The organism is Arthrobacter sp. GmRoot5-12, assembly GCF_059739365.1.
The window spans coordinates 3,482,480-3,507,746 of record NZ_AP046056.1; the positions used below are offsets into that span (position 1 = coordinate 3,482,480).

At 62.6% G+C, this 25,267-nt stretch carries 24 protein-coding genes and 1 other RNA gene; 19 read left to right on the forward strand and 6 right to left on the reverse strand.

The window, feature by feature from the left end:
• Positions 1 to 2: 2 nt before the first annotated feature.
• Genes AC6JAM_RS16075 through rfbB form a run of 3 tightly spaced genes read right to left on the reverse strand, consistent with a single transcriptional unit; the run spans position 3 to position 3,157 of the window.
• Positions 3 to 734, reverse strand: coding sequence for a glycosyltransferase family 2 protein (locus AC6JAM_RS16075; protein ID WP_018768484.1), 732 nt, complete (start codon positions 732 to 734; stop codon positions 3 to 5).
• Entirely contained in the window at positions 731 to 2,155 is a 1,425-nt protein-coding gene (locus AC6JAM_RS16080; protein WP_497935245.1) for a sugar nucleotide-binding protein, read from the reverse strand. The genes AC6JAM_RS16075 and AC6JAM_RS16080 overlap by 4 nt, the downstream gene beginning before the upstream one ends.
• Positions 2,156 to 2,158: 3 nt before the next feature.
• Positions 2,159 to 3,157: a dTDP-glucose 4,6-dehydratase gene (gene rfbB, locus AC6JAM_RS16085; RefSeq protein WP_497935246.1), complete on the reverse strand. Its 999-nt coding sequence runs from the start codon at positions 3,155 to 3,157 to the stop codon at positions 2,159 to 2,161.
• A gap of 55 nt (positions 3,158 to 3,212) precedes the next feature.
• Here rfbB and rfbA point away from each other — a divergent pair, with 55 nt between their 5' ends.
• Entirely contained in the window at positions 3,213 to 4,079 is an 867-nt protein-coding gene (gene rfbA / locus AC6JAM_RS16090; protein ID WP_497935247.1) for a glucose-1-phosphate thymidylyltransferase RfbA, read from the forward strand.
• Between the two features lie 108 nt (positions 4,080 to 4,187).
• Here rfbA and AC6JAM_RS16095 read toward each other — a convergent pair whose 3' ends face one another.
• Positions 4,188 to 6,686 carry a GH25 family lysozyme gene (locus AC6JAM_RS16095; protein WP_497935248.1) on the reverse strand — a complete coding sequence of 833 codons (2,499 nt, stop codon included), beginning with the start codon at positions 6,684 to 6,686 and terminating at the stop codon, positions 4,188 to 4,190.
• A 4-nt stretch (positions 6,687 to 6,690) separates the two neighbouring features.
• Between AC6JAM_RS16095 and AC6JAM_RS16100 the strand changes: the two genes are divergently transcribed.
• The 17 genes from AC6JAM_RS16100 (at position 6,691) to AC6JAM_RS16180 (ending at position 22,708) form a co-directional block, all read left to right on the forward strand.
• Complete coding sequence (locus tag AC6JAM_RS16100; protein ID WP_488315895.1) at positions 6,691 to 7,047, forward strand: hypothetical protein; 357 nt, start codon at positions 6,691 to 6,693, stop codon at positions 7,045 to 7,047.
• Between the two features lie 346 nt (positions 7,048 to 7,393).
• On the forward strand, positions 7,394 to 8,617 hold the full coding sequence (locus tag AC6JAM_RS16105) for a TadA family conjugal transfer-associated ATPase (protein ID WP_488315896.1): 1,224 nt from the start codon (positions 7,394 to 7,396) through the stop codon (positions 8,615 to 8,617).
• The gene (locus tag AC6JAM_RS16110; RefSeq protein ID WP_134163814.1) at positions 8,614 to 9,471 is read left to right on the forward strand and encodes a type II secretion system F family protein; all 858 of its coding nucleotides are present in this window, start codon (positions 8,614 to 8,616) and stop codon (positions 9,469 to 9,471) included. The genes AC6JAM_RS16105 and AC6JAM_RS16110 overlap by 4 nt, the downstream gene beginning before the upstream one ends.
• Complete coding sequence (locus AC6JAM_RS16115) at positions 9,468 to 10,409, forward strand: type II secretion system F family protein (RefSeq protein ID WP_497935249.1); 942 nt, start codon at positions 9,468 to 9,470, stop codon at positions 10,407 to 10,409. The genes AC6JAM_RS16110 and AC6JAM_RS16115 overlap by 4 nt, the downstream gene beginning before the upstream one ends.
• A 76-nt stretch (positions 10,410 to 10,485) precedes the next feature.
• The gene (locus AC6JAM_RS16120; RefSeq protein ID WP_018768475.1) at positions 10,486 to 10,782 is read left to right on the forward strand and encodes a hypothetical protein; all 297 of its coding nucleotides are present in this window, start codon (positions 10,486 to 10,488) and stop codon (positions 10,780 to 10,782) included.
• 3 nt (positions 10,783 to 10,785) lie between these two features.
• On the forward strand, positions 10,786 to 11,199 hold the full coding sequence (locus tag AC6JAM_RS16125; protein ID WP_018768474.1) for a TadE family protein: 414 nt from the start codon (positions 10,786 to 10,788) through the stop codon (positions 11,197 to 11,199).
• Positions 11,180 to 11,680 carry a hypothetical protein gene (locus tag AC6JAM_RS16130; protein WP_497935250.1) on the forward strand — a complete coding sequence of 167 codons (501 nt, stop codon included), beginning with the start codon at positions 11,180 to 11,182 and terminating at the stop codon, positions 11,678 to 11,680. Before AC6JAM_RS16125 ends, AC6JAM_RS16130 begins: the two co-directional genes overlap by 20 nt.
• A gap of 173 nt (positions 11,681 to 11,853) precedes the next feature.
• Positions 11,854 to 12,300 (forward strand): pilus assembly protein TadG-related protein, encoded by a 447-nt coding sequence (locus tag AC6JAM_RS16135; protein ID WP_018768472.1) that lies wholly within the window; start codon positions 11,854 to 11,856, stop codon positions 12,298 to 12,300.
• Positions 12,301 to 12,373: 73 nt separating this feature from the next.
• On the forward strand, positions 12,374 to 13,489 hold the full coding sequence (prfB, locus tag AC6JAM_RS16140; RefSeq protein WP_018768471.1) for a peptide chain release factor 2: 1,116 nt from the start codon (positions 12,374 to 12,376) through the stop codon (positions 13,487 to 13,489).
• Positions 13,490 to 13,676: 187 nt separating this feature from the next.
• On the forward strand, positions 13,677 to 14,465 hold the full coding sequence (gene ftsE / locus AC6JAM_RS16145) for a cell division ATP-binding protein FtsE (RefSeq protein WP_018768470.1): 789 nt from the start codon (positions 13,677 to 13,679) through the stop codon (positions 14,463 to 14,465).
• Positions 14,462 to 15,376, forward strand: coding sequence for a permease-like cell division protein FtsX (ftsX, locus tag AC6JAM_RS16150; protein WP_018768469.1), 915 nt, complete (start codon positions 14,462 to 14,464; stop codon positions 15,374 to 15,376). The genes ftsE and ftsX overlap by 4 nt, the downstream gene beginning before the upstream one ends.
• Positions 15,377 to 15,405: 29 nt before the next feature.
• Entirely contained in the window at positions 15,406 to 16,836 is a 1,431-nt protein-coding gene (locus tag AC6JAM_RS16155) for a M23 family metallopeptidase (RefSeq protein ID WP_018768468.1), read from the forward strand.
• A gap of 83 nt (positions 16,837 to 16,919) precedes the next feature.
• Positions 16,920 to 17,393 (forward strand): SsrA-binding protein SmpB, encoded by a 474-nt coding sequence (gene smpB / locus AC6JAM_RS16160; protein ID WP_134163818.1) that lies wholly within the window; start codon positions 16,920 to 16,922, stop codon positions 17,391 to 17,393.
• 73 nt (positions 17,394 to 17,466) lie between these two features.
• Positions 17,467 to 17,835, forward strand: a transfer-messenger RNA (tmRNA) gene (ssrA, locus tag AC6JAM_RS16165).
• A 116-nt stretch (positions 17,836 to 17,951) separates the two neighbouring features.
• Positions 17,952 to 18,413 (forward strand): pyridoxamine 5'-phosphate oxidase family protein, encoded by a 462-nt coding sequence (locus AC6JAM_RS16170; RefSeq protein ID WP_144599907.1) that lies wholly within the window; start codon positions 17,952 to 17,954, stop codon positions 18,411 to 18,413.
• 87 nt (positions 18,414 to 18,500) lie between these two features.
• Entirely contained in the window at positions 18,501 to 21,686 is a 3,186-nt protein-coding gene (locus AC6JAM_RS16175; protein ID WP_497935252.1) for an HAD-IA family hydrolase, read from the forward strand.
• Positions 21,683 to 22,708, forward strand: a complete 1,026-nt coding sequence (locus tag AC6JAM_RS16180) for an ATP-dependent 6-phosphofructokinase (protein ID WP_018768464.1) — start codon at positions 21,683 to 21,685, stop codon at positions 22,706 to 22,708. The genes AC6JAM_RS16175 and AC6JAM_RS16180 overlap by 4 nt, the downstream gene beginning before the upstream one ends.
• A 4-nt stretch (positions 22,709 to 22,712) precedes the next feature.
• Here AC6JAM_RS16180 and AC6JAM_RS16185 read toward each other — a convergent pair whose 3' ends face one another.
• Both AC6JAM_RS16185 and AC6JAM_RS16190 read right to left on the reverse strand, forming a co-directional pair.
• Positions 22,713 to 23,723: a zinc-dependent alcohol dehydrogenase family protein gene (locus AC6JAM_RS16185; RefSeq protein ID WP_478223201.1), complete on the reverse strand. Its 1,011-nt coding sequence runs from the start codon at positions 23,721 to 23,723 to the stop codon at positions 22,713 to 22,715.
• Between the two features lie 21 nt (positions 23,724 to 23,744).
• Positions 23,745 to 24,215, reverse strand: coding sequence for a pyridoxamine 5'-phosphate oxidase family protein (locus tag AC6JAM_RS16190; RefSeq protein ID WP_018768462.1), 471 nt, complete (start codon positions 24,213 to 24,215; stop codon positions 23,745 to 23,747).
• A 168-nt stretch (positions 24,216 to 24,383) separates the two neighbouring features.
• On the opposite strand from AC6JAM_RS16190, the gene AC6JAM_RS16195 reads away from it, so the two are divergent.
• Positions 24,384 to 25,262, forward strand: coding sequence for a hypothetical protein (locus AC6JAM_RS16195; protein ID WP_134163821.1), 879 nt, complete (start codon positions 24,384 to 24,386; stop codon positions 25,260 to 25,262).
• The last annotated feature ends 5 nt before the right edge of the window (positions 25,263 to 25,267 follow it).

The window sequence follows — 25,267 nt, forward strand, 5'->3', positions numbered from 1 at the left end:
TCCTAGTTGGATGACGGTTCGTTCTTCTTGCGCGTCAAAGCGAAGAGGAGGGCAAAAGCTGACCGGCCGAGGTAGATGGCTGCCTTCAATGGGTCGTGGCTCGGCGTCCCGCCCTGCCGCTCCCGCATTGACACTCCAACCTGGCGCACGGTGCACCCAGACCGGATCGCAACAACCAGGGAATCAATGGTGTCCCCGAGGTACTCCGCAGGGTAGTGGTCTACGTATTGTCGGATGGCCTTCGTGTTCGCAGCGCGGAAGCCTGACGTGACATCCGTGAGCCGGGTTCCTGCGACCCTCGATATCGTCCACGCCAGGACGTTCATGGCCCACTTACGGGGCCCGCGGACTGTGTAATTGCCCTTATCGGCGAAGCGGGCACCGATGACGATGTCTGCTTCCTGGAGCCCATCGAGGACGGCTTTTATATCCCGGGGATCGTGCTGGCCATCCGAATCCACTTGGATGACCTGGGTGTAGCCGTGCATCTTTGCGAATTTGAACCCGGTTCTCATGGCACCGCCAACGCCCATGTTGAACGGTAGCTGCACAACCAGCGCGCCTGCATCACGGGCTACCTGTGCCGTGTCGTCCCGTGAACCGTCGTCAACTACCAGGACATCGCAATCCGGGCCAAACTCGAAGACCTCACGAATCGTGTTGCCGATGGCCTCCGATTCGTTCCAGGCCGGCATGATCACAAGGGTGTGCTGCGTCTGATCTACAGGTCTCATGCCTTATCGTTTTCCAACTTCAGATAGGCTGCCAGCCGCTCGTCGGCATCAGGTATGTCGAAACCCGTAGAGCGCGTCTTTGCCAAGTCGAGCGTGCTGGAAAGTGGCCGCGGGGCCGCTGCCTTGTCCTTGAAATATTCGGCAGTGGTGATGCCAGTGACGTCACTGCCGGATGCCCCGCACTGCTCGAACACATCCCGCGCAATATCCTCCCAGCTCCTGACGGGCCCGTCATTGCTGAAGTTATACAAACCGTAGGTTGCATCCGACTCCAGCAAATGTCGAATGAAAGCCGCAATGTCCTGGGTGAAGCTCAGGCGGCCTCTCTGGTCATTCACGACGGAAGGCTTGACCCCTTTTCGCGCCAGGCTGGCCATGGTGCGGACGAAGTTATTTCCTTCTCCAATAACCCAACTGGTCCGCACAATGTAGTGGCGGGGAACCACGCTGACTACCGCGTCTCCGGCGGCCTTGGTCTGCCCATAAACGCCCAAGGGAGAGCAGAGCTCGTCCTCGTCGTGGATATCGCGGCTACCGTCAAAGACATAGTCCGAGGAAATATGGACCAAAGTGAGATCATTCTCGACGGCGGTGCGCGCCAGTTGCGCTACGGCCGCGACGTTGATGGACCAGGCGGAGGCCCGCCCATCTGCGCTTTCCGCTGCGTCGACAGCAGTGTAGGCGGCGGCGTTGATAATCGTCGAGTAGTTCTTCCAGTTCCTGCTTTTGAAACTGTTCGCGTTGGTGAGATCGAACTCAGCGCGGCCTGCAAACTCAACCGAGGTATCGCCGTCGTACTGGGCACGAAGTGCCTTGCCCAGCTGCCCCCCGGCACCTACCACAAGGATCTTCTTGGCTGCCATCGGGACCACGTCGGCCATCCGCGGGTGCGCTTTGTCCTTGTCAGAGAGTTCCGCCTGGGTGAGCGGAATCGGCCACTGGATCGCAGCCGTCTCATCGGCGAGGTTAAGGAAGGTGTATTGACCTTGAGCGTCCGCGGACCAGTGGTCGTTCACCAAGTACGTGTAGGCGGTATTGTCCTCCAGCGTCTGGAACGCATTGCCGACTCCGCGGGGGATGAAGATTGCCTGGCTCGGGTCGAGTTCAGCCGTGAAGACCGCACCGAACGAGGGGCCCTCCCGAAGATCAACCCACGCCCCGAAGATGCGGCCGGTGGCCACCGAAATGAATTTGTCCCACGGCTCGGCATGGATCCCACGGGTGGTTCCGGCCTTTTCGTTGTAGGAGATGTTGTTCTGCACGGGCCGGAAGTCAGGCAACCCGAGAGCAAGCATCTTTTCCCGCTGCCAGTTCTCCTTGAACCATCCCCGGTTGTCGCCGTGGACCGGGAGGTCGTAGAGAACGACGCCGGGAATGGGGGTTTGGTGGGCAGCAAGCTTCTTCGAGAACTCCAGCGACATGGATTACTGGCCCTGTTCCTTGTATTTTGCTTCGGTGGCAGCCTTCTGCGGGCGCCACCAGTCTTCGTTATCCCGGTACCAGGCGATTGTGTCTTCGATGCCCTCGTCGAAGTCGGAGAACTGAGGTTTCCACCCGAGTTCGTCGCGCAACTTGGTGGAATCGATGGCGTAGCGGAGGTCGTGACCTGGCCGGTCGACCACATGGTCGTAGGCATCCGGGGCCTGTCCCATGTGCTTGAGGATCAGCTCTACGACGTCTTTGTTGTTCTTCTCGCCGTCCGCGCCGATCAGATAGGTCTCGCCAATCTTTCCCCCGGCGATGATTGCAAGCACAGCGGAGGAATGGTCGTTGGCGTGGATCCAGTCCCTGACGTTCTCGCCCTTACCGTAGAGCTTGGGGCGAATGCCGTCGATGACATTGGTGATCTGCCGGGGGATGAACTTCTCCACGTGCTGGTACGGACCATAGTTATTGGAACAGTTGCTGATGGTGGCCTGCAGGCCGAAGGAGCGTACCCATGCCCGTACCAGCAGATCGGAACCGGCCTTGGTTGACGAGTACGGGCTTGAGGGGTTGTAAGGCGTTTGTTCGGTGAAACGCTCCGGGTCATCCAGCTCCAGGTCTCCGTAAACTTCGTCCGTGGAGATGTGGTGGAAGCGTTTGTTGTGCTTGCGCGCTGCCTCAATGAGCGTATAGGTGCCGATGATGTTGGTGTCCAGGAAAGGGCGTGGGTCGTGCAACGAGTTGTCGTTGTGCGACTCGGCAGCGTAGTGAACAACGACGTCGGAATCGGCAACAAGACCATCTACAAGGGCTGCGTCCGCGATATCGCCCCGGACGAAGGTGAAACGTTCCTCCGGAAGGCCCTTCAACGACTCGAGGTTACCTGCGTAGGTCAGCTTGTCCAGAACCGTTACGTGGTCGTCGGTGTTTTCCAAAACGTAGTGGACAAAGTTCGAGCCAATAAAGCCGGCTCCGCCGGTTACGAGAAGTCGCTGCATAATTCCCTAGACTACCGGATTTGCTGCTGCTCCCAGCGAAGGGAAAGATGGGGACATGCGCGGAATAATACTGGCCGGCGGAACCGGCTCCAGGCTTCATCCCATCACGCTGGGTGTCAGCAAGCAATTGGTACCGGTCTACGACAAGCCGATGATCTACTACCCGCTGTCCACGCTGATCCTGGCTGGGATCCGGGACATCCTCATCATTACCACTCCCCACGACGCGGAGCAGTTTGAACGCTTATTGGGGGATGGGTCCCGGTTCGGCGTCTCCATCACCTACAAGCAGCAGCCTTCTCCTGACGGACTGGCCCAGGCATTTGTGCTCGGTTCGGACCATATCGGTGATGACAGCGTTGCTCTGGTCCTGGGTGACAACATTTTCTATGGCCAGGGCATGGGCACTCAGCTGCGCAGGTTCAAGACCATCGACGGGGGAGCAGTCTTCGGATACTGGGTCAAGGATCCGTCTGCTTACGGGGTGGTGGAATTCGATGACGATGGCAAGGCTTTGTCCCTGGAAGAGAAGCCCGCGGCACCCAAGAGCCACTACGCAGTTCCAGGGCTCTATTTCTATGACAACGATGTTGTTGACATCGCCAAGAACCTCAAGCCGTCCGCCCGCGGTGAACTCGAGATCACCGACGTGAACCGCGTCTATCTGGACGCCGGTAAGCTGCAGGTCGAGATCCTGCCCCGGGGAACTGCTTGGCTCGACACCGGGACCTTCAACGACCTAAACGATGCCTCCAATTTCATTCGGACGGTGGAGAACCGGCAAGGCTTGAAGATTGGAGCGCCCGAAGAGATCTCGTGGCGGCTGGGGTTCCTGACCGACGATGAACTCCGCGAAAGGGCCGAACCCCTCGTCAAGAGCGGTTACGGCTCATACCTGCTCGAGCTCCTCGCCGAAAAGTAGATTTCTACAAACAGAAAAGGGTTGAAGCGGCTGCTTCAACCCTTTTCTGTTCTGAATCCAATAGCTTCTGACCGTGGCTCCTGCCTCTCGCAGCAGGAGCCACACCGGTTACCGGCGCACTGTGCTTGCGCTTGCCCCAGTTGTGGGGCTCCAGGTGATGGACCCGCCCTGGTAGTTCTGGAAGCAGCCTCCGTTGGCCAAGGTGCAGGAAGTCGCCGCGATGGGATAGCCGAGGAAGCTGTTCTCGTAGCCAAGGCTGGCGTACTTCGTGCGGATTGGTCCAGTGCTGGGCTGAGCCCCCGTTGCCTGCGACCACAGCATCGCTCCGCCTTGGAAATTCTGGTAGCAGCCCCCGTCCCTGATGCCGCAGACCACACCGCCCGTAGGGTATCCCAACTCGCTGAGCTCGTAGCCCATGGAGCCCCACTTGGATCTGATGGGTCCGTTGGGGCTTATCTGCGCGCCCGTGGCGGGAGACCAGAGAATAGCCCCGTTTTGGTAGTTCTGGTAGCAACCACCGTCTTTCAAACCGCAGACCTGGCTACTGGTGGGGTATCCGAGAGAACCGTTTTCGTATCCTGTCGCAGCCCAGAGTGTGCGGATGGGCCCTGCAGGGCTCGGCTGGGCGCCCGTGGCCGCCGACCAGAGAACGGCGCCATTCTGGAAGTTCTGGTAGCAGCCTCCTCCGACAAGTCCGCAGACTTGGGTTGCGCTGGGGTAGCCAAGTACTCCGGACTCGCGCCCCTGAGCTTTCCACGAGGCAAAAATTGGGGACATGACCCGCAAAACGCCTCTGCCGGAAGTCCACGTAAGTGAGCCGTTCTGGAAATCCTGCGAGCAGCCCCCGTCGGGTAGCCCGCAAACTTCATTTGCGGTGGGGTAGCCCATGGCACCGTTCTCAAAGCCAGTTCGAGCCCATTCATTTCTGATGGGACCAGCCTTGCTCAGCTGCGCACCGGACGTCGCAGACCAAATAATGGCCCCGCCTTCGAACTCCTGGAAGCAGCCGCCGTTGACGAGCCCGCATGTTTGAGGCCCGGTGGGATATCCCATCAGACCGCTCTCACCCCCTTGCTGAAGCCACAACGTGCGGATAGGTCCGGCGGGGCTCAATTGGGCTCCAGTGGAGGGTGACCAGACGGTGGCACCCTTTTCGAACAGTTGCCGGCACCCCCCGTTCTTGAGGCCGCAGACTTCATCTGCAGCGGGGTAGCCCAGGGGTCCTGCTTCCCGGCCACCTGCCCTCCAGGCCGACTCCATCTGGCCCCAAACGATGTGTGCTCCATTGGTGATTGAGGACGCGATGCTGCCTGTTTGGAAACTTTGGAAGCAGCCGCCGTCCCGAAGACCGCAAAGCGTGTCGCTGGTCGGGTAGCCAAGTGGCCCTGACTCGAAGCCTGTCTTTTGCCAAGCCGCCCTAATGGGTCCGTTGAGGCTGCGCTTGGCCCCGGTAGCAGGAGACCACAAGACCGCGCCCGACTGGAAGTTTTGGTAACAACCCTGTGCGGCGAGGCCGCATGTTTGACCTCCGGTGGGATATCCCATAACGCCGTTTTCAAAGCCTGTTGCTGCCCAGGCAGTTCGAATTGGTCCGCTCACGCTGATTTGCGCGCCAGAGCCAGAACTCCACAGGATGGCACCGTTCTGGAAGTCCTGAAAGCAACCGCCATTCTTCAGGCCGCATACGACAGCAGACGTTGGGTAGCCCAGTATTCCGTTTTCGAAACCGGATGCTTGCCAGACGCCACGGATAGGGCCCGTAGGGCTTGGCTGTGCTCCGCTGGCAGGCGACCAGATCACAGCGCCATTTTGATAGTTCTGGTAGCAGCCGCCGTCGCGCAGACCACAAACTATTGCCGATGTCTGGGCCCCCAGCTCCGGCGTGCGGGCTCTGACGTCACTAATACCCTGACTTGCTGCAAGCGGAATAGCGGTCCCAGCGAATGCCTTGAGTCCCGCATAGTCCCCGTTCCAAACGTTGGAGTCCCCAGCAAACGGCCCGGTGCTGCTGTACTGCCAGATGCTGTAGGTGTCCCAACTCCCTGTCGGAATGGCGCCCGCATCGTTGGTTGCCGAGTACGGGTAGGCCGCAACCCACAAGGGATAGTCCCCAAAACCGGTGGGATTGCCCAGGCACTGGTTCCACCAATTTGTATTCGTATAGATCATCGGCAGTCTGCCGGTGAGGGACCTCATCGTGTTTCCGAAGTCCTGGACCCAGGATGTCAGTTGCGCCTGGGACATGCCATAGCAGGTGTTGCCAAAGTAGAAGCCGTTGATCGTCCGACCCTCGTAGGGGTTGAACTCGAAGTCGAGAACCGGCGGCATCGTATAGCCGTCGCCGGACCATCCACCACCGTTGTTCACGAAATAGCGCGCCTGATCGGCGCCGGAAGACCAGTTGGGGATCGCGAAGTGGTATGCGCCCCGGAGCATCCCCACGCTTCGTGCGCCTTGGTACTGTGAGCCAAACAGATCATTCGTGAAGTAATTGCCTTCAGAGGCTTTCACATACGCGAACCGGGCACCCATGTTCCACTGCTGCTGCCAGTCGACGCTGGTTTGGTGTCCACTGACGTCAAGCCCCTGTATCCCAAAGGAGGGCATCCATGTGCCCTCTGTTGCGAGCGATTCGGCGCTGAGCTTCTGGGCGGTGGGCGACGGGGAAGCAGAGGTCACTCTCTTGGACCTCTGCCCCATTTCCGCCCCGCCGGGGCCGATGGCCTGGGCCATTGACTGGGGAGCAGCCGACGTCGGCGAACTGGCTGCGATGGAAGGCTGCGGCGACGCTGTGGTTGTTGGTGCCGGCGTCGCCTGTGGCAGCGTAGTGGCAGTTTGGGACGGGGCAGGCGTTGGTGTGGGACTGGGCTCCAAAGCGGAAGCTGCTCCGATCAGGCCAGGGCCGGTCAGCAAGGAGGCAGCTAATAAGCCGGCCCCAAGGGACATCATGATTGGGCGACGGGACTGAGACAGGTTCCGCTTCATATGTGCTCCGGAGACAATGCGGCGCTCCCCCAAGCGCCTCTTTGGATACTGCTCAGGTGATTTCCCCCAGGAAGGCACCTGATAGTGCTATTTCGATAAATAACGCGCTCACCATAGCACCAGTGTTACTGGCGCAACCAGTGATTCTGGTGTTACTTATGTGAATCCTGTGGTCTTCGAAGCGAAATCTTGAGCCCTACTAAGGGGAATCTTGAGGGTCGTCAGTTATCCACAGGAGTGCTGAATGACTTGTTGCGGCAGGACGCTCTACTTAAGCTGTACCCAGTCGAACTGCCTCCGCTGGGGGCGGCAGTTGTATGGGGGAACATATGGACGCGCTGGAAATTGTCGAGGACGAAGTCCGCGAGCTCATCCGCCGTCGTGGGCTGGACCCACTGAGGCAGGCAGGAGAGGTCCGTAGGCTGGTGGAAGCAGCCGTCACTGACTATGACGAGCGCGCCCTTATGGGGCCTCTTCCACCCCTTGGCCCGTTGGATGCTGCCCGTAGGTTCCTGTTCGATGCCGTAGCCGGCTTTGGAGTGCTCCAGCCACTCCTCGACGATCCTTCAATAGAAGAGATCTGGCTCAACGCGCCAAACGAAATATATGTGGCACGCAACGGGGAGTCAGAGCTGACCTCGCTGAGCCTCTCCGAGCAACACGTGCGTGACCTCGTAGAACGCATGCTCAAAAGCTCCGGCAGGCGGCTGGACATGTCGTCCCCTTTTGTGGACGCGGCACTGCCGGACGGATCCAGGCTCCACGTAGTCATTCCGGATGTAACCCGCCGGCACTGGGCCGTGAACATCCGCAAATTCGTCGTGAAGGCCAGCCGACTGGAACACCTGGTCGAGTTGGGAACGCTGACACCGCAGTCGGCACGATTTCTCGGCGCAGCGGTGTCCAGTGGCCTCAACATCCTTGTGTCGGGGGCCACCCAGGCAGGCAAGACAACCATGCTGAACTGTCTGGCGGCGAGTATAGGTAGCCGGGAGCGTGTCATCACGGTCGAGGAGATCTTTGAACTTCAGTTTCCGCTCCGGGACGTGGTGGGTCTGCAGTGCCGGCAGCCGAACCTCGAAGGTGAGGGCGAAATTCCACTCCGTCGCCTGGTCAAGGAAGCGTTGCGGATGCGTCCGGACCGGCTGGTGGTAGGGGAGGTGCGGGAAGCCGAGAGCCTGGACATGCTGATTGCCCTTAACAGTGGCCTGCCCGGAATGTGCACCGTCCATGCGAACTCGGCGCACGATGCTGTGACCAAGATCTGCACGTTGCCGCTGCTGGCGGGGGACAACATCTCCAGTGCGTTCGTGGTCCCCACCGTTGCATCCTGCATCGACCTTGTAGTGCACTGCAGCAGGCATCCCGATGGGCGTCGGCAAGTGACCCAAATCCTATCGTTGGGGCGCCGCGTGGAAAACGGCATCATCGAGTCGTCACTGGTTTTCGCCCTGGAGAATGGAATCCTGCAACCACGGGCCAACGCCATGCCGGCAGCTGAGAAGTTTTCGCGTGCAGGATACGACCTCGCCACGCTGCTGGATCCGCGATGATCCCGGCGCTGATGGGGGCGGCGCTAGGGATGGGCCTCTTCCTCATTTGGTGGTCCTGTTGGGAAACGCCGGACCCCGGGAACCGCGTGCGAAAGCCCGGCCACCTGGCTGACCTGCTCGCGGTTGCCGGGGTCGACAGGGTCTCAGCCCGCGGTTTGGCCGGTACTTGCTTGGGCCTCGGGGTTTTTGTAGCACTGGTGTTCTACGGGCTTAGCCATTCGTGGCCCATTGCCGGCTGCTTCGGACTTTTCGGCACATGGCTTCCCGTCACCATCCTCAGGTGGCGGGCCAAAAAGAGGACGGCCCTGCTGCGCCAACTCTGGCCTGACGTCGTGGATCATCTGCGCTCTGCGATCCGTGCGGGCCTGCCCCTGCCCGAGGCCCTCATTCAGCTTGGAGAAAAGGGACCTGAGGAATTGCGGCCCATTTTTCGTGAGTTCGGCGCTGACTATCGCGCCGGAGGCCAGTTTGATGGGTCTCTAAACAAGTTGAAGCAGCGATTGGCTGACCCGGTGGCCGACCGCATCGTCGAAGCGCTCCGGCTGACCCGGGAGGTAGGCGGTTCGGACCTGGGGAAGCTCTTGGGCACCTTGGCGGAATTCCTGCGGGAGAATGCCCGGACCCGCAGCGAGCTCGAGGCGCGGCAGTCGTGGACCATCAATGCCGCCCGGCTTGCCGTCGCGGCTCCCTGGATCGTGATGATCCTGCTTGCCAGCAGGCCGGAGGCGATCCAGGCCTACAACACGCCTATGGGCGCCGCAGTCCTGCTCGGCGGCTTGGTGGTCTCGCTTGTTTGCTACACGGTGATGTTGAAGATCGGGGCCCTGCCACAGGACGAAAGAGTGCTCCGATGATCATCATCCCGCCTGCAGCAGTAATCTGCGGTATCGGCCTTGGCCTTGGTTTGTGGCTCGTGATCTTCCGGTCACCTCCCATGCGCGCCCTGACGCTTTCCCAACGCATAGAGCCCCAACTTAAGTCGCAAAACCTGGAGTCGAGGCTCCTGCACGCCGGCGAGCAGAACCTGACACCTTTCGGCCCCCTCGAACGAATTTTCCGTCCCGTCTTCCGGGACTGGCTGTCCGCATTGGGAAGACTGAACCCCACGCCTGGTGCCACGGGCCGGCGGCTGGCCCAGGCAGGAATCAACAAGTCTGCCATCGACTTCCGCGCTGAACAGTTGCTGTGGGCTGCTGCGGGTTTTGTCCTCTCAGCGACTTTCATGCTCATTGGAGCCGCAGCGGGCAGGTTCAGTCCGCTCTTGGCAGCGGCGGTAATTATCGGCAGTACCGCAGCGGGTTTTGTGTTGCGGGATTACTGGCTTGGCGCCCAGGTCCGCCGGCGGGAAGCGCGGATGATGGCCGAGTTTCCCAGCCTTGCCGAACTGATGGCCCTGGCCGTCGGCGTAGGGGAGAGCGCAACAGGCGCATTGGATCGCGTCTGCAGGAGTGCCAACGGTGAGCTGTCCAAGGAATTTTCGAAGATCCTCGCGGAGACCAGGGCCGGCAAGCCGCTGATTCTGGCAATGCAGGAGTTCTCTGCGCGCACCGACCTTGCGCCGCTGGTCAGGTTTGTTGACGGCATCATCGTTGCGGTGGAAAGAGGAACACCCCTTGCGGACGTGCTTCGCGCGCAGGCGCAGGACGTGCGCGATTCGGCCAAGCGGGACCTGATGGAAGCTGCCGGGAAAAAGGAAATCGCAATGATGGTGCCCCTGGTTTTCGGGGTGCTTCCCCTGACCGTGGTGTTTGCTGTCTTCCCCGGCCTGGCCGCCATCAACCTGGGCTTCTGATGGGGAGAAAGACCCGAAGCCCGGACCCGCTGCCATTAGTTAAAGCCCACCTTAGGAACCAGGAATAGGACTCAAGATGAAAACCATGGGAACCCGCTGTGCACTGCTGCTTCTTGGCCTTGCCGCTTTACTGCAGCTCAAGGTGCCCGCGACAGCCGGGAGGGGGCGCCCTATCGGTGCACAGTACACCGAAGGCAGGGAAGACCTTCAGGTGCCTCCGACCATCGGTAACGATAACCCTGAACGAGGTGACGTTCCGGGATGGGTGATGATAACCCTGATGTCCGCGGTCCTGGTTGCAGCCCTGCTGGCGCTCGCGGGCCCCGCCTTGGAGGCCATGTTCAACCAGGCAATGGACAAGGTGGGGAACTGAACCATGCTGCCGTCCGCTCACGGACCCGTGCAGCCAGTGCTGCCCAGGCCGGGCGAGCGGGGTTCAGCCGTGGTGGACTTCGTCCTGGTTGGCGGGTTGCTGACGATGTTCTTCCTTGCGATTATTCAGCTGACCCTGGTTCTGCATGTCCGGAACACACTTATTGATGCTGCTGCCTCTGGTGCCCGGTACGGCACACTCGCTGACCGCAATGCCGCCGACGCGCAAGAGCGGACCCGCAGCCTCATCAGCATGGCCCTGAACGAAGGCTTTGCTGACCAGGTCAGTACGCAGGAAGTAACTGTCCAGGGGATGCGCACCCTGGAAGTGACTGTCCGGTCCCCAATGCCGGTCATCGGCCTGATTGGGCCCCGGGACCTGCTGGAGGTGAAAGGGCATGCGGCTGTCCAGCCTTGATCCGTTCAGCGCCAGCCCGTTGCCCCACCCCGACGGACCACCCCGCGCCAGTGCGCAGTCCTGTTCCAGTGCCCAGTCCCGCTCCAGCGCACAGTCCGGTTCCAATCTGTTCCTGGTCAAGGCCCGCGTGGCAGAAGTGCTCTGCAGGGAGCGTGCCGGGGGCACGCACGTGGGCGACCCATCCCACTGCCCCAGGCCTGCTCGCGGGGAGCACCAGCAGCAGGGCTTTGTGCATGAGGAGCAGGGGAGCGGACACGAGCAAGGAAGTGCGGTAGTCGAGTTCACGTTCCTTGCACTTCTGCTGATGGTCCCGCTGGTGTACTTCGTGATCACCGTCGGGCAAATCCAGGGCGGTTCCTTCGCTGTGGTGGGTGCCGCGGACCAGGCGGCGAAGGTTTTTGTGGCACAGCCGGATTCCTCCACAGCCCAGGCAGCTGCGGAGCAGGCCGTGGCCCTCGCCCTTTCCGACTTCGGGCACTAGGCAGACAGGGCCCGCATGGCCACGACCTGCAACCCTGCTGACTGCCAGGCCGCCGGAACCACGGTGACTGTCACCGTAAGCCTGAGCGTACCGCTGCCGTTCATTCCGTTCGCCGACGGATTATCAGCCACGGAGGTTGAGGCGTCTTCCACCCAATTGGTAGGCCGGTACCGGTGAAACGCCGGGAATCGGACCAGAGCGGCCAGGTCATGGTGATGATTCTCGGCTACATCACCCTGGCACTTCTGGTGGCGACGGTCGTCGTCGGCATATCTGCCGTCTATCTGGAGCACAAGCGCCTGCTGTCCCTGGCAGACGGGGCATCGCTTGCGGCGGCCGACAGCTACACCCTGGGTGAAGTCACATCCCAGGGTGGAAGCCCCTCGGCTGTCCTTAATCCCGCGCGCGTCCGCAATGTAGCTGCCGACTTCGTCTCGAGGAGCCCAGCCTCGCAGCGTTTCTCAGGCCTCGCCGTCGCCGCTACAACGGGTACACCTGACGGTTCCACCGCCGTCGTGGTCCTCACGGCAGACGTGCACCCACCTGTGGTGAACTTCCTTGTCCCTGATGGCATCCGAATCGAGGCGACGTCCACCGCCCGCTCACGCCTGACCCGCTGAGTCATGCACCCGCTGAGCCAATGATCCTGGCAGCGCCGGGCCGTACCGCTCCATAGCGTAGGCTTAAACAACCATGGCCAATATTGATTTTTCCGCTGAAATCCGGGCGCTGCGCGCCACCTACGAGTCCATTGAACGCGTCAGCGACGTGGAGACACTCAAGGAAGACATCGCCGAACTCAGCGAGCGGGCAGGGGAGCCGGACCTTTGGGACGACCCCGCGGCCGCGCAGAAAATCACCTCCCGGCTTTCCCACCGCCAGTCCGAACTGGAGCGACTCACCAGCCTGGCATCCCGGATCGACGACCTTGAAGTCCTCGTTGAGCTTGGGCAGGACGAGGACGACGCGGACTCGATGGGGGAGGCCGCGACAGAACTTGAGTCCATTAGGAAAGCCCTCAAGGACCTGGAAGTGGTCACCCTGCTGTCCGGCGAGTACGACGAACGCGAAGCCGTGGTCTCCATCCGCGCCGGCGCGGGAGGTGTGGACGCCGCAGACTTCGCCGAGATGTTGATGCGCATGTACCTCCGGTGGGCCGAGCGGCACGGCTACCCCACCACCGTCATGGACACGTCCTACGCGGAGGAGGCCGGGCTCAAGTCGGCCACCTTCGAGGTGAAGGCTCCCTACGCGTACGGCACGCTCAGCGTGGAAGCCGGAACCCACCGTCTCGTCAGGATCAGCCCGTTCGACAACCAGGGCCGCCGCCAGACGTCCTTTGCCGCCGTGGAAGTCATTCCGCTGATCGAGCAGACGGACTCCATCGACATCCCGGACAACGAAATCAGGGTGGACGTGTTCCGTTCGTCGGGCCCCGGCGGCCAGTCGGTCAACACCACGGACTCCGCCGTCCGCCTCACCCACATCCCGACCGGCACGGTGGTTTCCATGCAAAACGAGAAATCGCAGCTGCAGAACCGCGCCGCCGCCATGCGCGTGCTGCAGTCCCGGCTCCTGCTGCTGAAGAAGGAGCAGGAGGATGCGGAGAAGAAGGCGCTGGCCGGCGATGTTAAAGCTTCGTGGGGTGACCAGATGCGCTCCTACGTTCTGAACCCGTATCAAATGGTGAAGGACCTGCGCACCGAGCACGAAGTGGGCAACACGTCCGCAGTGTTCGACGGCGAGATTGACGACTTCATCGATGCGGGCATCCGCTGGCGTACTGACAACCGCAACGCCGAAAAGTAGGCCTGCCGGCCCCGCCGTCCTGCAGCTGATCCAGCGACACGCCCCCGAAAGCAGGTCGAAGCACGGGGGACCCTGCGTATAGTCGAGGGGCCGGGGCCCTACTTTCCCCAAACTAAAACCCGTGCACCGGCTGCAGAACTGGGCTGCATCACAAGAATCAGCCATGCCCTGCAGGGTACTTAGGGCCATGATCCGATTCGAAAATGTCACCAAGGTTTACGACCAGAAAGCCCGTCCGGCGCTGGACTCTGTCACCCTTGAGATTGACCGCGGCGAATTCGCCTTCCTTGTCGGTGCGTCCGGCTCCGGAAAATCCACCTTCCTCCGCCTGGTGCTGAAGGAAGACCGCGCCACCTCCGGCGCTGTTTACGTGGCGGGCCAAAACGTCGCGAAGATTTCCAGTTGGCGTGTTCCGCGCCTCCGCCGGGGCATCGGCGTCGTGTTCCAGGACTTCCGCCTCCTGCCCCAAAAGAATGTCTTCGCCAACGTGGCGTTCGCCATGCAGGTCATCGGCAAGAGCCGCAGCGTCATCCGCGACACCGTCCCGGAGGTCCTGAAGACCGTCGGCCTCGAAGGCAAGGAACACCGCATGCCGCACGAGCTGTCCGGCGGCGAGCAACAGCGCGTGGCCATCGCGCGTGCCGTGGTCAACCGGCCCGGGATCCTCCTCGCGGACGAACCCACCGGAAACCTGGACCCCACCACGTCCATGGGAATCATGGGCGTCCTGGACAAGATCAACCAGAACGGAACCACCGTGGTGATGGCCACCCACGATGACGACATCGTCAACGAAATGCGCAAACGGGTGGTCGAACTCAGGAACGGCGTGGTGATCCGCGACGAAGCCAAGGCCTTGTACACCTCGATGATTCCCGTCGTCGGCCAGTCCAGGCGCCTTAAGGACGCCAGTGGCAGGGAAACGCCCGACGGCGGGCTGCCGGGCAACGGCGCTGAAGGCGAGGCCCAGCGGTGAGGCTCGCATTCATCCTTTCGGAAATCGGCAGCGGGCTGCGCCGCAACCTTTCCATGGTGGTCTCGGTCATCCTGGTGACGTTCGTGTCCCTCACCTTCGTGGGTGCGGCCGGAATGCTGCAAATGCAGATCAACCAGATGAAGGGCTACTGGTACGACAAGGTCCAGGTGGCGATCTTCCTTTGCAGTGAAGGTTCGACGGCGCCGGGTTGCGCTTCCGGGCCAGTCACCCCTGAGCAGCAACAGGGCTTGAACGCGCTCCTTGAGTCCCCGGCCGTGGCGCAGTACATCAACGACTTTCAGTTCGAGTCCAAGGATGAGGCCTACAAGCACTTCAAGGACCAGTTTTCGAACTCTCCGATCGTCGATTCCGTGACGCCGGACCAGCTGCCCGCATCGTTCCGGATCAACATGAAGGACCCGGAAAAGTACCAGATCATCAGCGAGACGTTTTCCTCCCAGCCAGGCGTGGAAACGGTGATCGACCAGCGCCAGCTCCTCGAACGCCTCTTCTCGGTGATGAACGGTGCGTCCCTTGTGGCGGTCGGCATCGCAGGGGTCATGATCGTCTGCGCCATCCTGCTGATCGCCACCACCATCAGGCTCTCCGCGTTCAGCCGGCGCCGCGAAACCGGAATCATGCGCCTGGTCGGTGCCTCAAAAACCGTGATCCAGCTGCCGTTCATCCTGGAAGGCGTCATAGCAGCGGTCATCGGCGCTGCCCTGGCCTCGGGCACCCTGTGGGCCGTAGCGCAATACTTCCTGGGCGACTATATGTCGCGGCAATACCCGGATACGGCCTTTATCTCATCCGGGCAGACCCTGATCATCGCCCCGGCGCTGATAATCCTTGGCGGATCCTTGGCAGGAATTTCGTCTCTCTTGACCTTACGTAGATATTTGCGCGTTTAGGCTGTGCACACCGCGACCTAGGAATGCCCATGAACCTCATTCACCAAACCTTGCCCCGCCCCCGGCACAGCCGAGGGCGGGCCGCTGCCCGCCGTTTGGGGATCGTCAGCGGCGTGCTCACCGTCATCCTTTCGGCCGGGATGGCCCTTGCCACACCCGTCGCTTTCGCCGACGACCTCGAAGACCGCCAAGCCGCGCTCGAGGCCGAAGCCGCACGCGTCCAGGCATCCCTCGAATTCGTCGATTCCCGGATCGCCAAGGCCGCCAGCGACCTGGTGATCTACCAGGGACAGTTGCCCGGTGCCCAGCAGGCACTCCTTGAGGCACAGGGGCGGGTAGCCGGGGCTGTCAAGGAGGTAGAGGCGCTGTCGGCCCGCGTGGACATGGCCCAGCAGAACAAGGCCAAGATCACCCAGCAGCTGGAGACGGACAAGCAAAAGATCGCGGACACCAAGAAACTGATTGGGCAGATCGCCACCCAGGCCTACAAATCCGGCGGCGTTCCTTCGAACCTGTCGCTCTTCTTCGGCTCCAACAGCGGCAGCAGCCTGACCGAAACCATGGACCTTGCGGACCAGGCCATGCGCAGCCAGAACGCAGCCATGGACAAGCTCAGCCAGCAGAACGCCACCAACGTCAACTCCGAAGCGCGCCTGCAAGCTGTCGAAGCTGAGATCAAGGACCTCAAGGCCAAGGCCGACGCCGCCCTGGAGCGGGAGAAGGCCGCCCGCGACGAGGCTGCGGCCAAGAAGGCCCAAGTCGACCAGCTCATTGCGGACACCACCCGCCTCGATGCCGAACTCCAAGCGGCAAAGCCCGGCATCCAGGCCCAGTTGGCCGGCGTCCAGGCCAACCAGAACCAGGTGGCCAACGAGATCGCCGAACGCGACCGCAGGGCCCGTGAAGCTTGGGAAGCCGAGCAGCGCAGGCAGGCGGCTGCTGCTGCCGCTGCGGCGGCCGCGGCCGCGGCCGCCGCAAACCGCCCGGCCCCGCCCGCGCAGCCGTACGTCCCGCCCGCCGCGGGGTCGCCGTCGGCGTTTGGCCTCCGCCACCCCTTCGACGGCAGCATCCCCATCACCTCCGGTTTTGGCTACCGCACCACCCCGCCGGGAACCATCGACTTCTATGGCACCGGTGGATACATGCACACCGGAATCGACTTTGGCGCAGCCTGCGGCACGCCCGTGTATGCGGCAGCTGCCGGTGAGGTCTTCAGCTCAGGCTGGAATTCCGCCGATGGTGGCGGTTGGCGCGTCAAGATCGATCACGGCGTGGTGCAGGGCAATACTCTCACCACCATCTACTACCACAACTCCAGCATCGTGGTTTCGAATGGGCAGAGGGTCTCCCAGGGCCAGCTCATTGCCTACTCCGGCAGCACCGGCAACTCCACGGGTTGCCACGCCCACTTCGAAACCTGGCTCAATGGTGCCGCCGTCGACCCCATGGGATTGCTGTAGGGGCGAAGCGCTGCTGCCGTAGACTGGTATAGCTCCGCGCCGCAGGCCCGGAGGCACCCGACCTGAACCCGAGGAGTTTCCCCGTGCCTAAAGAAAGTGGCCGTAGGGTAGTGGCCACCAACCGCAAGGCCCGGCACGATTACCACGTGCTGGACACTTACGAGGCCGGCATCGCGCTGATGGGCACCGAAGTGAAGTCCCTGCGTGAGGGCCATGCCTCCATGGTGGACGGATTTTGCACGTTCTATAACGACGAACTGTGGATGGAAGCCATCCACATTCCCGAATACAACCAGGGCAGTTGGACCAACCACGCGGCACGCCGGCGCCGCAAGCTGCTGCTGCACCGGGAAGAACTCATCAAGATCTCCCACAAGGTCCGGGAGTCCGGCTACACCATTGTTCCCCTCCAGCTGTACTTCGTGGACGGCAAGGCCAAGGTGGAAATCGGTGTTGCCCGCGGCAAGCGCGAATACGACAAGCGGCAGACGCTGCGGGAACAGCAGGACAACCGTGAAGCCCAGCGTGAGATGCGCGAGCGCAACCGGCGCCGGTAGGAATTATTTCCACGGGTCATGCGTTAGTATGGATAGTCCGGCAGGCTTGCCAGCCGGTTTGGTAACAAAATACGGGGATGATCGGTTTCGACGGTGTTAGTCGCGACAGGTGAAGCGGGCCGAGGATGCAGAATTATCTCGTAAACGCTTTCTGCAAACCAATAAGTGCCGAATCTAAGCGCACTGACTTCGCTCTTGCTGCCTAAGCAGTAAGACAGTCCGTCAGCCCGGGGTTGCTATCGCCCCGGATCCTGGCGTCATTTAGATAGCCACTGCTGTTTGCTCCCGTCATCGGAGTAAACGGGACTTTTAGATGACTGGGCCCGGATCAGCCAGCTGTTTGCAGCATGGCTGGGGCCGAGAAAATCCGACGCAAACTGCGCCCGGAGAAGCCCTGACAACACGACATCGGACGGGGGTTCAATTCCCCCCATCTCCACCCACGGGTAAAACACCCCGGTCTTCGGACCGGGGTGTTTTTCTTTGCCTGTCAAGGCAAAGGGACCCGGGCCTAAATGCTCTACCGGGCTGGCCCCGCAAGCCGTTACCTTCGACTGCATGCACAACGATCCACCGCAAACGCCTACCGAAGTCCTGGACGCCGGAACGTGCTGGGACCTCCTGCGTGGAGTATCCGTCGGCCATTTGGCAGTGCTGGTGAACGGATACCCGGAGGTGTTCCCGGTCAACTACAAAGTGGACCACGAATCGCTGGTCTTCCGGACGGGGGAGGGAACGAAACTGCGCGCAGCAGGCGGGCCGCTCGCCGTCGCCCTGGAAGCCGACGGCCATGATGCCGCCAAAGCATGGAGCGTCCTGGTCAAAGGCAAGGCCGTCATCCTCGAGCCATCGGAGGAACTGATGAAGGGAGCAGGGCTTACCCTGTTTCCCTGGCAGGCCGGTGAAAAGGAGCACTTTGTCCGGATCGTTCCCAACTCCGTAACGGGCAGGCGTTTTTCCATCACGTCCCCGTTGACCTGGTGGAGCCACGTGGGGCACACAGCCGGCGCAAAGACATAGGGTTCCAGTGGCCGCGTCGTGACCCGGCGGCCGCGCCGGGCCCTAGGGCCCTGTCCGGAATGACCGCTTTGCTGGTACCACTGACCTATGATCGGGTCGCCCACCGCCGCTGCTGCCAAGCCACCGTTTGACGCCGTCATCTTCGACCTGGACGGGGTGGTCACCAATACAGCGCTGGTCCACCAGGCTGCCTGGAAAGATGCGTTCGACCGGATCCTGCGTGACCCAAGAGTCCCTGCCGGCGCCAACCGTGCCCCGCTCAGCAGGAATGACTACCTCACCTTCATCGACGGGATGCCGCGGGAGGAGGGGGTGGTACGGTTCCTGGCTGCCAGGGGAGTGCAGGTTGAGAAGGGAAACGAGACGGACGAAGCCGGCGCATGGACCGGGTTCGGCCTGGGTGCCTGGAAGAACGAACTGTTCCTGAAACACCTCCGGACCGACGGCGTCCAGAGTTACCCAGGCACCCTGGATTTGCTGCAGAGGCTTGCGGGCGCGGCAGTGCCCACTGCTGTGGTCACCTCAAGCCGGAACGCCGGGTTGGTCCTGGAAGCGGCGGGCATCCAGGATCTCTTCAGGGTGGTGCTGGACGGAACGACGGCGGCCCGGCTCGGCCTGCGCGGAAAACCGGCGCCGGACGTCTTTCTTGCGGCCGCATCGCGGCTTGGGGTCTCCCCGCCACATGCGGTGGTGATCGAGGACTCCGCGGCGGGGGTTGAGGCCGGCCGCCGGGGTGACTTCGGCCTCGTTGTCGGAATCGACCGGACCGGCAACCGCCGGCAGCTTGAGGCAGCCGGCGCCCATACCGTCCTCAACGACGTGGGGGAGCTGGATCTGGGCCAGGTCATCGGCAACGCCTGGCACCTCGTCTATGAAGGTTTCGACGCCGCACACGAGGGACACCGGGAAGCCCTGACCACGCTGGGCAATGGTTACATGGGCGTCCGCGGGGCGGCGCCCGAAGGCGGCAGCTTCAGCTACGCGGGCATGTACCTCGCCGGCGTCTACAACCGTGTCCGCGCGGAAGCCGGCGGCGAGACGCTGCTGGAAGAACACATGGTCAACGCCCCCAACTGCCTGCCGCTCGACCTGCGCCTGCCGGGCCAGCAGTGGTGGTCGGAGGGCGGAATGACCTCGGTCCGCGAGCACAGGGTCCTGGACCTCAGACGGGCGGTACTGGAGCGGCGGCTGCTGCTGGAGACAGCGGACCACCGCAGGCTGGAAGTAGTGCAAACCCGTTTCGCGTCCATGGCCGAGCCCCATCTGCTGGTCCTTGAGACGGTTATCACCGCGCTGGGCTGGAGCGGTCAGGTGGAGGTCCGCAGCGGTGTCAACGCCGGGGTCCGCAACGCCAACCTCCCCGAACACGCCGAGGGTTCGGACGTCCACATCGCTGACAGGACAGCCTCCCACCGCTCCATCCCTGAGCCGTCCGCGCTTGCTGCCTCCGTCGTCGAAGTGGAAACTACCCAGAGCCTCATCCGCATCGCCGCGGCCTATCGGACACAGGTATTCCCGGAAGCGGAGGGAGTTGAGGAGGGCAGGAAAGGGGCCTTCCATTTCCAGACTCTCCTGCTGTCCCTCAGTGCCGGCGCCGCGGTGCGGATCACCAAGACGGTGGCAGTGGTGACGTCCCGTGACCGTGCCATATCCTCTCCGGAAGCCGGTGCCCGTGCGGTCCTGGCGCGTATCCCCGGGGACTTCGATTCGCTGCTGACGGCGCACGAGGAAGCGTGGCGGCGCGAGCTGCGGCCGTTCATGGTGGAGATCGATGCCCCGGTCCAGGTGCGCCTTGTCCTGAACCTGCACATATTCCATCTGCTGCAGACACTGACACACCATACGACCGAACTGGATGCCGGCGTGACGGCGCGTGGACTCCACGGCGAGGGCTACCGGGGCCACGTCTTTTGGGATGAGCTGTTCGTCCTGCCGGTACTCGCCTCGAGGACGCCTGAGGTTGCGCGTGCCGTCATCGATTACAGGTGGCGGCGGCTTCCCGCCGCCCGGCATGCCGCGGCCCTGGAAGGTCTGGCAGGGGCGAAATTTCCGTGGCAAAGCGCCAGCGCCGGAACCGAGGAAACGCCCAAATGGTTGTACAACGACAGGTCCGGCAGGTGGGTCAAGGACCACTCGCACCTGCAGGTGCACTCCGGACTTGCTGTCGCGTTCAATGCCTGGCAGTACTTCCAGACCACTGGTAACAAGATCTGGCTCCTGCAAAAGGGGGCGGAACTGGTGATCGAGGTTGCCCGTTTCTTCCGCTCACTGGCGGACTACGACCAGCAGGAGGGCCGTTACCACCTGCGCGGCGTCGTGGGACCGGACGAATACCACACCGGCTATCCCGGCAGCGACGGACCCGGCCTGGACGACAATGCCTACACCAATGTCATGGCGGCATGGGCCTGCTCCACGGCAAGGGGAATCATGGCCTTCCTGCACGGCAGCGAACGTGCCGTACTCATGGAACGCCTGGGTGTCACAGAGGAGGAAACCGCCGGGTGGGCGCACGTGGGATCGGCGATGTACGTCCCCTTTCACGAGGACGGCGTCATTAGCCAGTTCGAGGGCTACGGGTCGTTGAAGGAACTCGACTGGGACCACTACCGGGACAGGTACGGCGACATTGAGCGGCTGGACCTCATCCTCGAGGCCGAAGATGACAGTACCAACTGCTACAAGCTGGCAAAGCAGGCCGACGTCCTGATGCTCCCGTACCTGTTGGGGCACGACGGACTGGTCAGCATTCTTCGGCGGCTTCAGTATGCATTCACGGCGGAACACCTCAACAAGACGATCGAGTATTACCTGGCCAGGACGGCGCACGGCTCCACCCTGAGCAGGGTTGCCCACGCGTCCGTCCTTGCGGGCCTGGACGCGGACCGGGCGTGGGACAGTTTCCGGGAAGCGCTCGACGCCGATCTTGACGATACCCAGCACGGCACCACGCGCGCGGGCATCCATTTGGGCGCGATGGCCGGAACCATCGACGTGGTCCAGCGCAGCTTTGCGGGGCTCCGGTTCAGCGGTGACACGATCCTGTTTGCACCCAACCTCCCCACCGGGCTGCGCGCCGTTGCCTTTGAGGTCCTCTACCGGGGACACCGCCTCCGCATACATCTCAAGGACGGGGACATGAGCATCGCCTCTGCTCCCGGTGACGCCGGCCCCATCAAGGTGCAGGTGCATGGCAATGACGAGGTCCTTCCTCCCGGGCAAACCCTCCATTTTCCGTTGCCTGTCCGGGCTTCGGGGGTGGTGGTCCGGTGAAGCGGCTGGGGATCCTCACCAGTGGCGGTGACTGCCCGGGCGTGAACGCGGTCATCCGGGGAGCCGTGCTGGGCGGACACGTTTCGCATGGCTATGGATTCATCGGGTTCCGGGACGGTTGGCGGGGTGTGTTGGAGCAGGACATTTACCCTTTGCCCCGTACGAGTGTCCGTGGGATCGCCCGCCTGGGTGGAACCATCCTGGGCACGTCCCGGACCAACCCGCTGGTGGGCAATGGAATCGAGGGTGTCCGTGCCTGCGTCCGGCACAACGAACTGGACGGCCTGATTGCCATTGGGGGAGAGGGAACACTGGCAGCCGCCCGGGAACTCTGCTCCCAGGGCATCAACGTGGTGGGAGTGCCCAAGACCATCGACAATGACCTCGGCGCCACCGACTACACCTTCGGCTTTGATTCTGCGGTGCAGACCGCCACCGAAGCCATCGACCGGCTCCGGACCACCGGCGAGTCGCACCACCGGTGCATGGTGGCCGAGGTCATGGGCCGCAGTGCGGGCTGGATAGCACTGCATTCCGGGATGGCATCGGGCGCGCACGCCATCCTGATACCTGAACATCCGGTGTCCCTGGACCAAATTTGCTCGTGGGTGCTGTCAGCCCGTGACCGGGGCAGGGCTCCGCTCGTGGTGGTGGCCGAGGCCTTCGCTCCTGAAGGCCACGAAGCACCGTACGCGCCCCGTGGCCTGGATACTTTCGGACGCCCGCGGCTGGGAGGCATCGGACTGCTGCTTGAAGGAGAACTGCAGCTGCGGACCGGCATCGAAACGCGCGCCACCGTCCTGGGTCACATCCAGCGTGGCGGCGAACCCACGGCCTTCGACCGTGTCCTTGCCACCAGGCTGGGCCTGGCCGCCGTCGAATCGGCAGCCGCCGGCAGGTGGGGCACCATGGTTTCGCTGCGCGGCACGGACATTGTCAACGTCGACCTTGAAGAAGCGCTGGGGGAACTGAAGGTGGTCCCTGAAGCGCGGTACCAGGAGGCCGCCGTCCTGTTTGGATGAGAGGCTACTGTTCCGGCCGGACCCGCAGGACTGCCGAACCGGTAATCCTGTCGGCAGCCAGGTCCTCAAGTGCCTTGGCCGCAGCCTGGAACGGGTAGGCCGTGGTGGTGAGGGTAAGCGAAAGCCTGGCTGCGAGAGCCAGGAACTCACGCCCGTCAGCCCGGGTATTGGCTGTCACGCTCCGCACCTGCCGTTCAAAAAAGAGCTCCCTGGTGTAATTGAGGGCCGGGATGTCGCTTAGGTGGATTCCGGCGATGGCCAGCGTTCCGCCCCGGTCCAGGGCGCGCAGCGCAGCGGGGACAAGGTCTCCAACCGGTGCGAAAAGAATGGCGGAATCGAGCGGTACCGGCGGCTGGTCATAAGCGTCCCCCGCATAATCAGCTCCCAACTCCAGGGCGAGCGACCGCGCGCCGTCAGACCGGGTCATGACATACACGGAGGCGCCCTGTTTAAGCGCCAACTGGGCGGTGATGTGGGCAGAGCTGCCAAAGCCGTAAATGCCAAGGCGGCCACCCACGGGAAGGGCGGCGCGCTTCAGCGCGCGGTACCCGATGATGCCCGAACACAGCAGTGGTGCCGCCTGCTCATCCGGGAAGGCTGGAGGTACCGGGTAGGCAAAGTCCTCCGCAACCGTCAAGTACTCGGCATAGCCGCCATCCCTGTCCCAGCCGGTGAAGACGGGCGACTGGCACAGATTTTCATCACCCCGGCGGCAGTAGTCGCACCTGCCGCAAACCCCGCCAAGCCACGCCACACCCACCCTGTCGCCAGTCCTGAACCGGGAGCAGGCAACTCCTGCCTCAACAACCACGCCGATTGCTTCATGCCCGGGCACAGTCTGCGCACGGTGCGGTGCCAGGTCTCCTTCAGCGAGGTGGAGGTCGGTGCGGCAAACACCGCAGACAGTCACTTCCACCAGGAGTTCGTTGGCCGCAGGCGTGGGAGTGGCACGGAGTCCCTGAACCAGCGGGTGGGTGGATATGGGGCCCGGCCCGTTCACCCACCATGCGCGCACGGTGTCTCCTGCCCGTAATTCCTACTCGAAACCGGCGCGGGTTGCGTCGTCCAGCGAGGTTTGCCACAGCAGTGGTGCGTCCACCGTGAAGCGCCTCCCCGTTATCGACTCCGGCGTGATGCGGATGAAGTGCTCCTGCCCCACGCCCTGCCATGGAAACAGCGCCCGCTTGACGTCGTCCAGGTCAGGGCCCGTGGGCGTCGCTTCAACAGCCGTGCCTTTGACCACGACGCTCCATGCGAGCCCGAATTGGGAGCTGACCGCATCTGCTTCGAGGGCCACGGTGGCTTCCGACTGGAGGGCCTGGTGCTTGGTACCGCCGCCGGTGCGGAAAACCAGCGTCCTGCCGTCCACCTTGTAATTGACGGGAAAGACATCCGGATGGCCATCGGCGATGACGGCCAGGCGCCCCACCCCGGTCTGGGCGAGGAGCGTCCAGCACTCGTCCGCGTCAAGGATTTCCGGCACAGGCACGTTCGTTTTCTCAGTCATAGGCCACAGCGTAGGCAACTCTCCCGCCTCCCGTAAGGGCATAAAGGCCCGGCCTCCAAGGAAGGACCAATGCCCAAGGAAGGACCAATGGCACTTGGGGTCCGGCCGGCCCAATGGGACGCTGTGGGGACGCCCGGGAAACGCTCATCTTCCGGTGAAAGGTGGCCCATGCTGACCCATCTGTTCCTCAACCGCCTGCTGTGGGCTGTTGCCGGACTGCTGGCGCTCGCCGCTGCGGCAACGGGGCTTTGGCGGCCCGGAATCTACAACAGGGTGGTTGCCGCTGACCTGATCCCCGGCGCCTACTCCCAGGACCTGCTCTCCGTCGCGGCCGGGCTCGCGTTGCTGTACTTGGCCTACGCGGTTGGCCCGCACAGGGCCAAATACCAGATCGTGGCACTGGGGCTCCTTGGCTACCTCTTCTACGCATACGGGATCTACGTCATTGAGCGGACGTACAACGGCCTGTACCTGCTCTACATGGCAGTCTTCGCAGTGTCATTCTGGGCCATGGTCACCGCCGGGGCCACTATGGACCGCGACGCGCCATCCGCCTCCCTTCCCCGTGCACTGAGGCTGGTGTCAGCGGCCGGTGCCATCCTTCAGCCGCTGATCTTCTACCCTCTGTGGATCGGGATGCTCCTGCCCCTGATGCGGAGCGGCGAGCAGATTGACTCCCTCTACTCGATCTTCATCCTGGACCTTTGCTTCATCATGCCCGGGTTCCTGATCCTGTCCTTCCTCACGTACCGGGGCCACCGTACGGGACTGCTACTTCTCCCGGCCCTGTATGTCCTGGGTTTCACCCTCATTTTCTCCCTGGCGGTGGGTGAACTGGTCAAACCCCTGTTCGGTGCAGAACCAAGCCTGGCCGCCTTGCTGCCCGCCCTTGGGCTCTCGGGGCTCTTCCTGGTGCTCGGAAGCCTGCACATAGCCAAACTCCAGGCACTGGATCCGCCGGCAGCCAGTCCCGCCGGCCCGCAGCCCAACCATCAGCTGTCCGCGCAAGCCGGCGGCGAACGTCGGAGAATCCGTCCCACACAGTAAGGAGA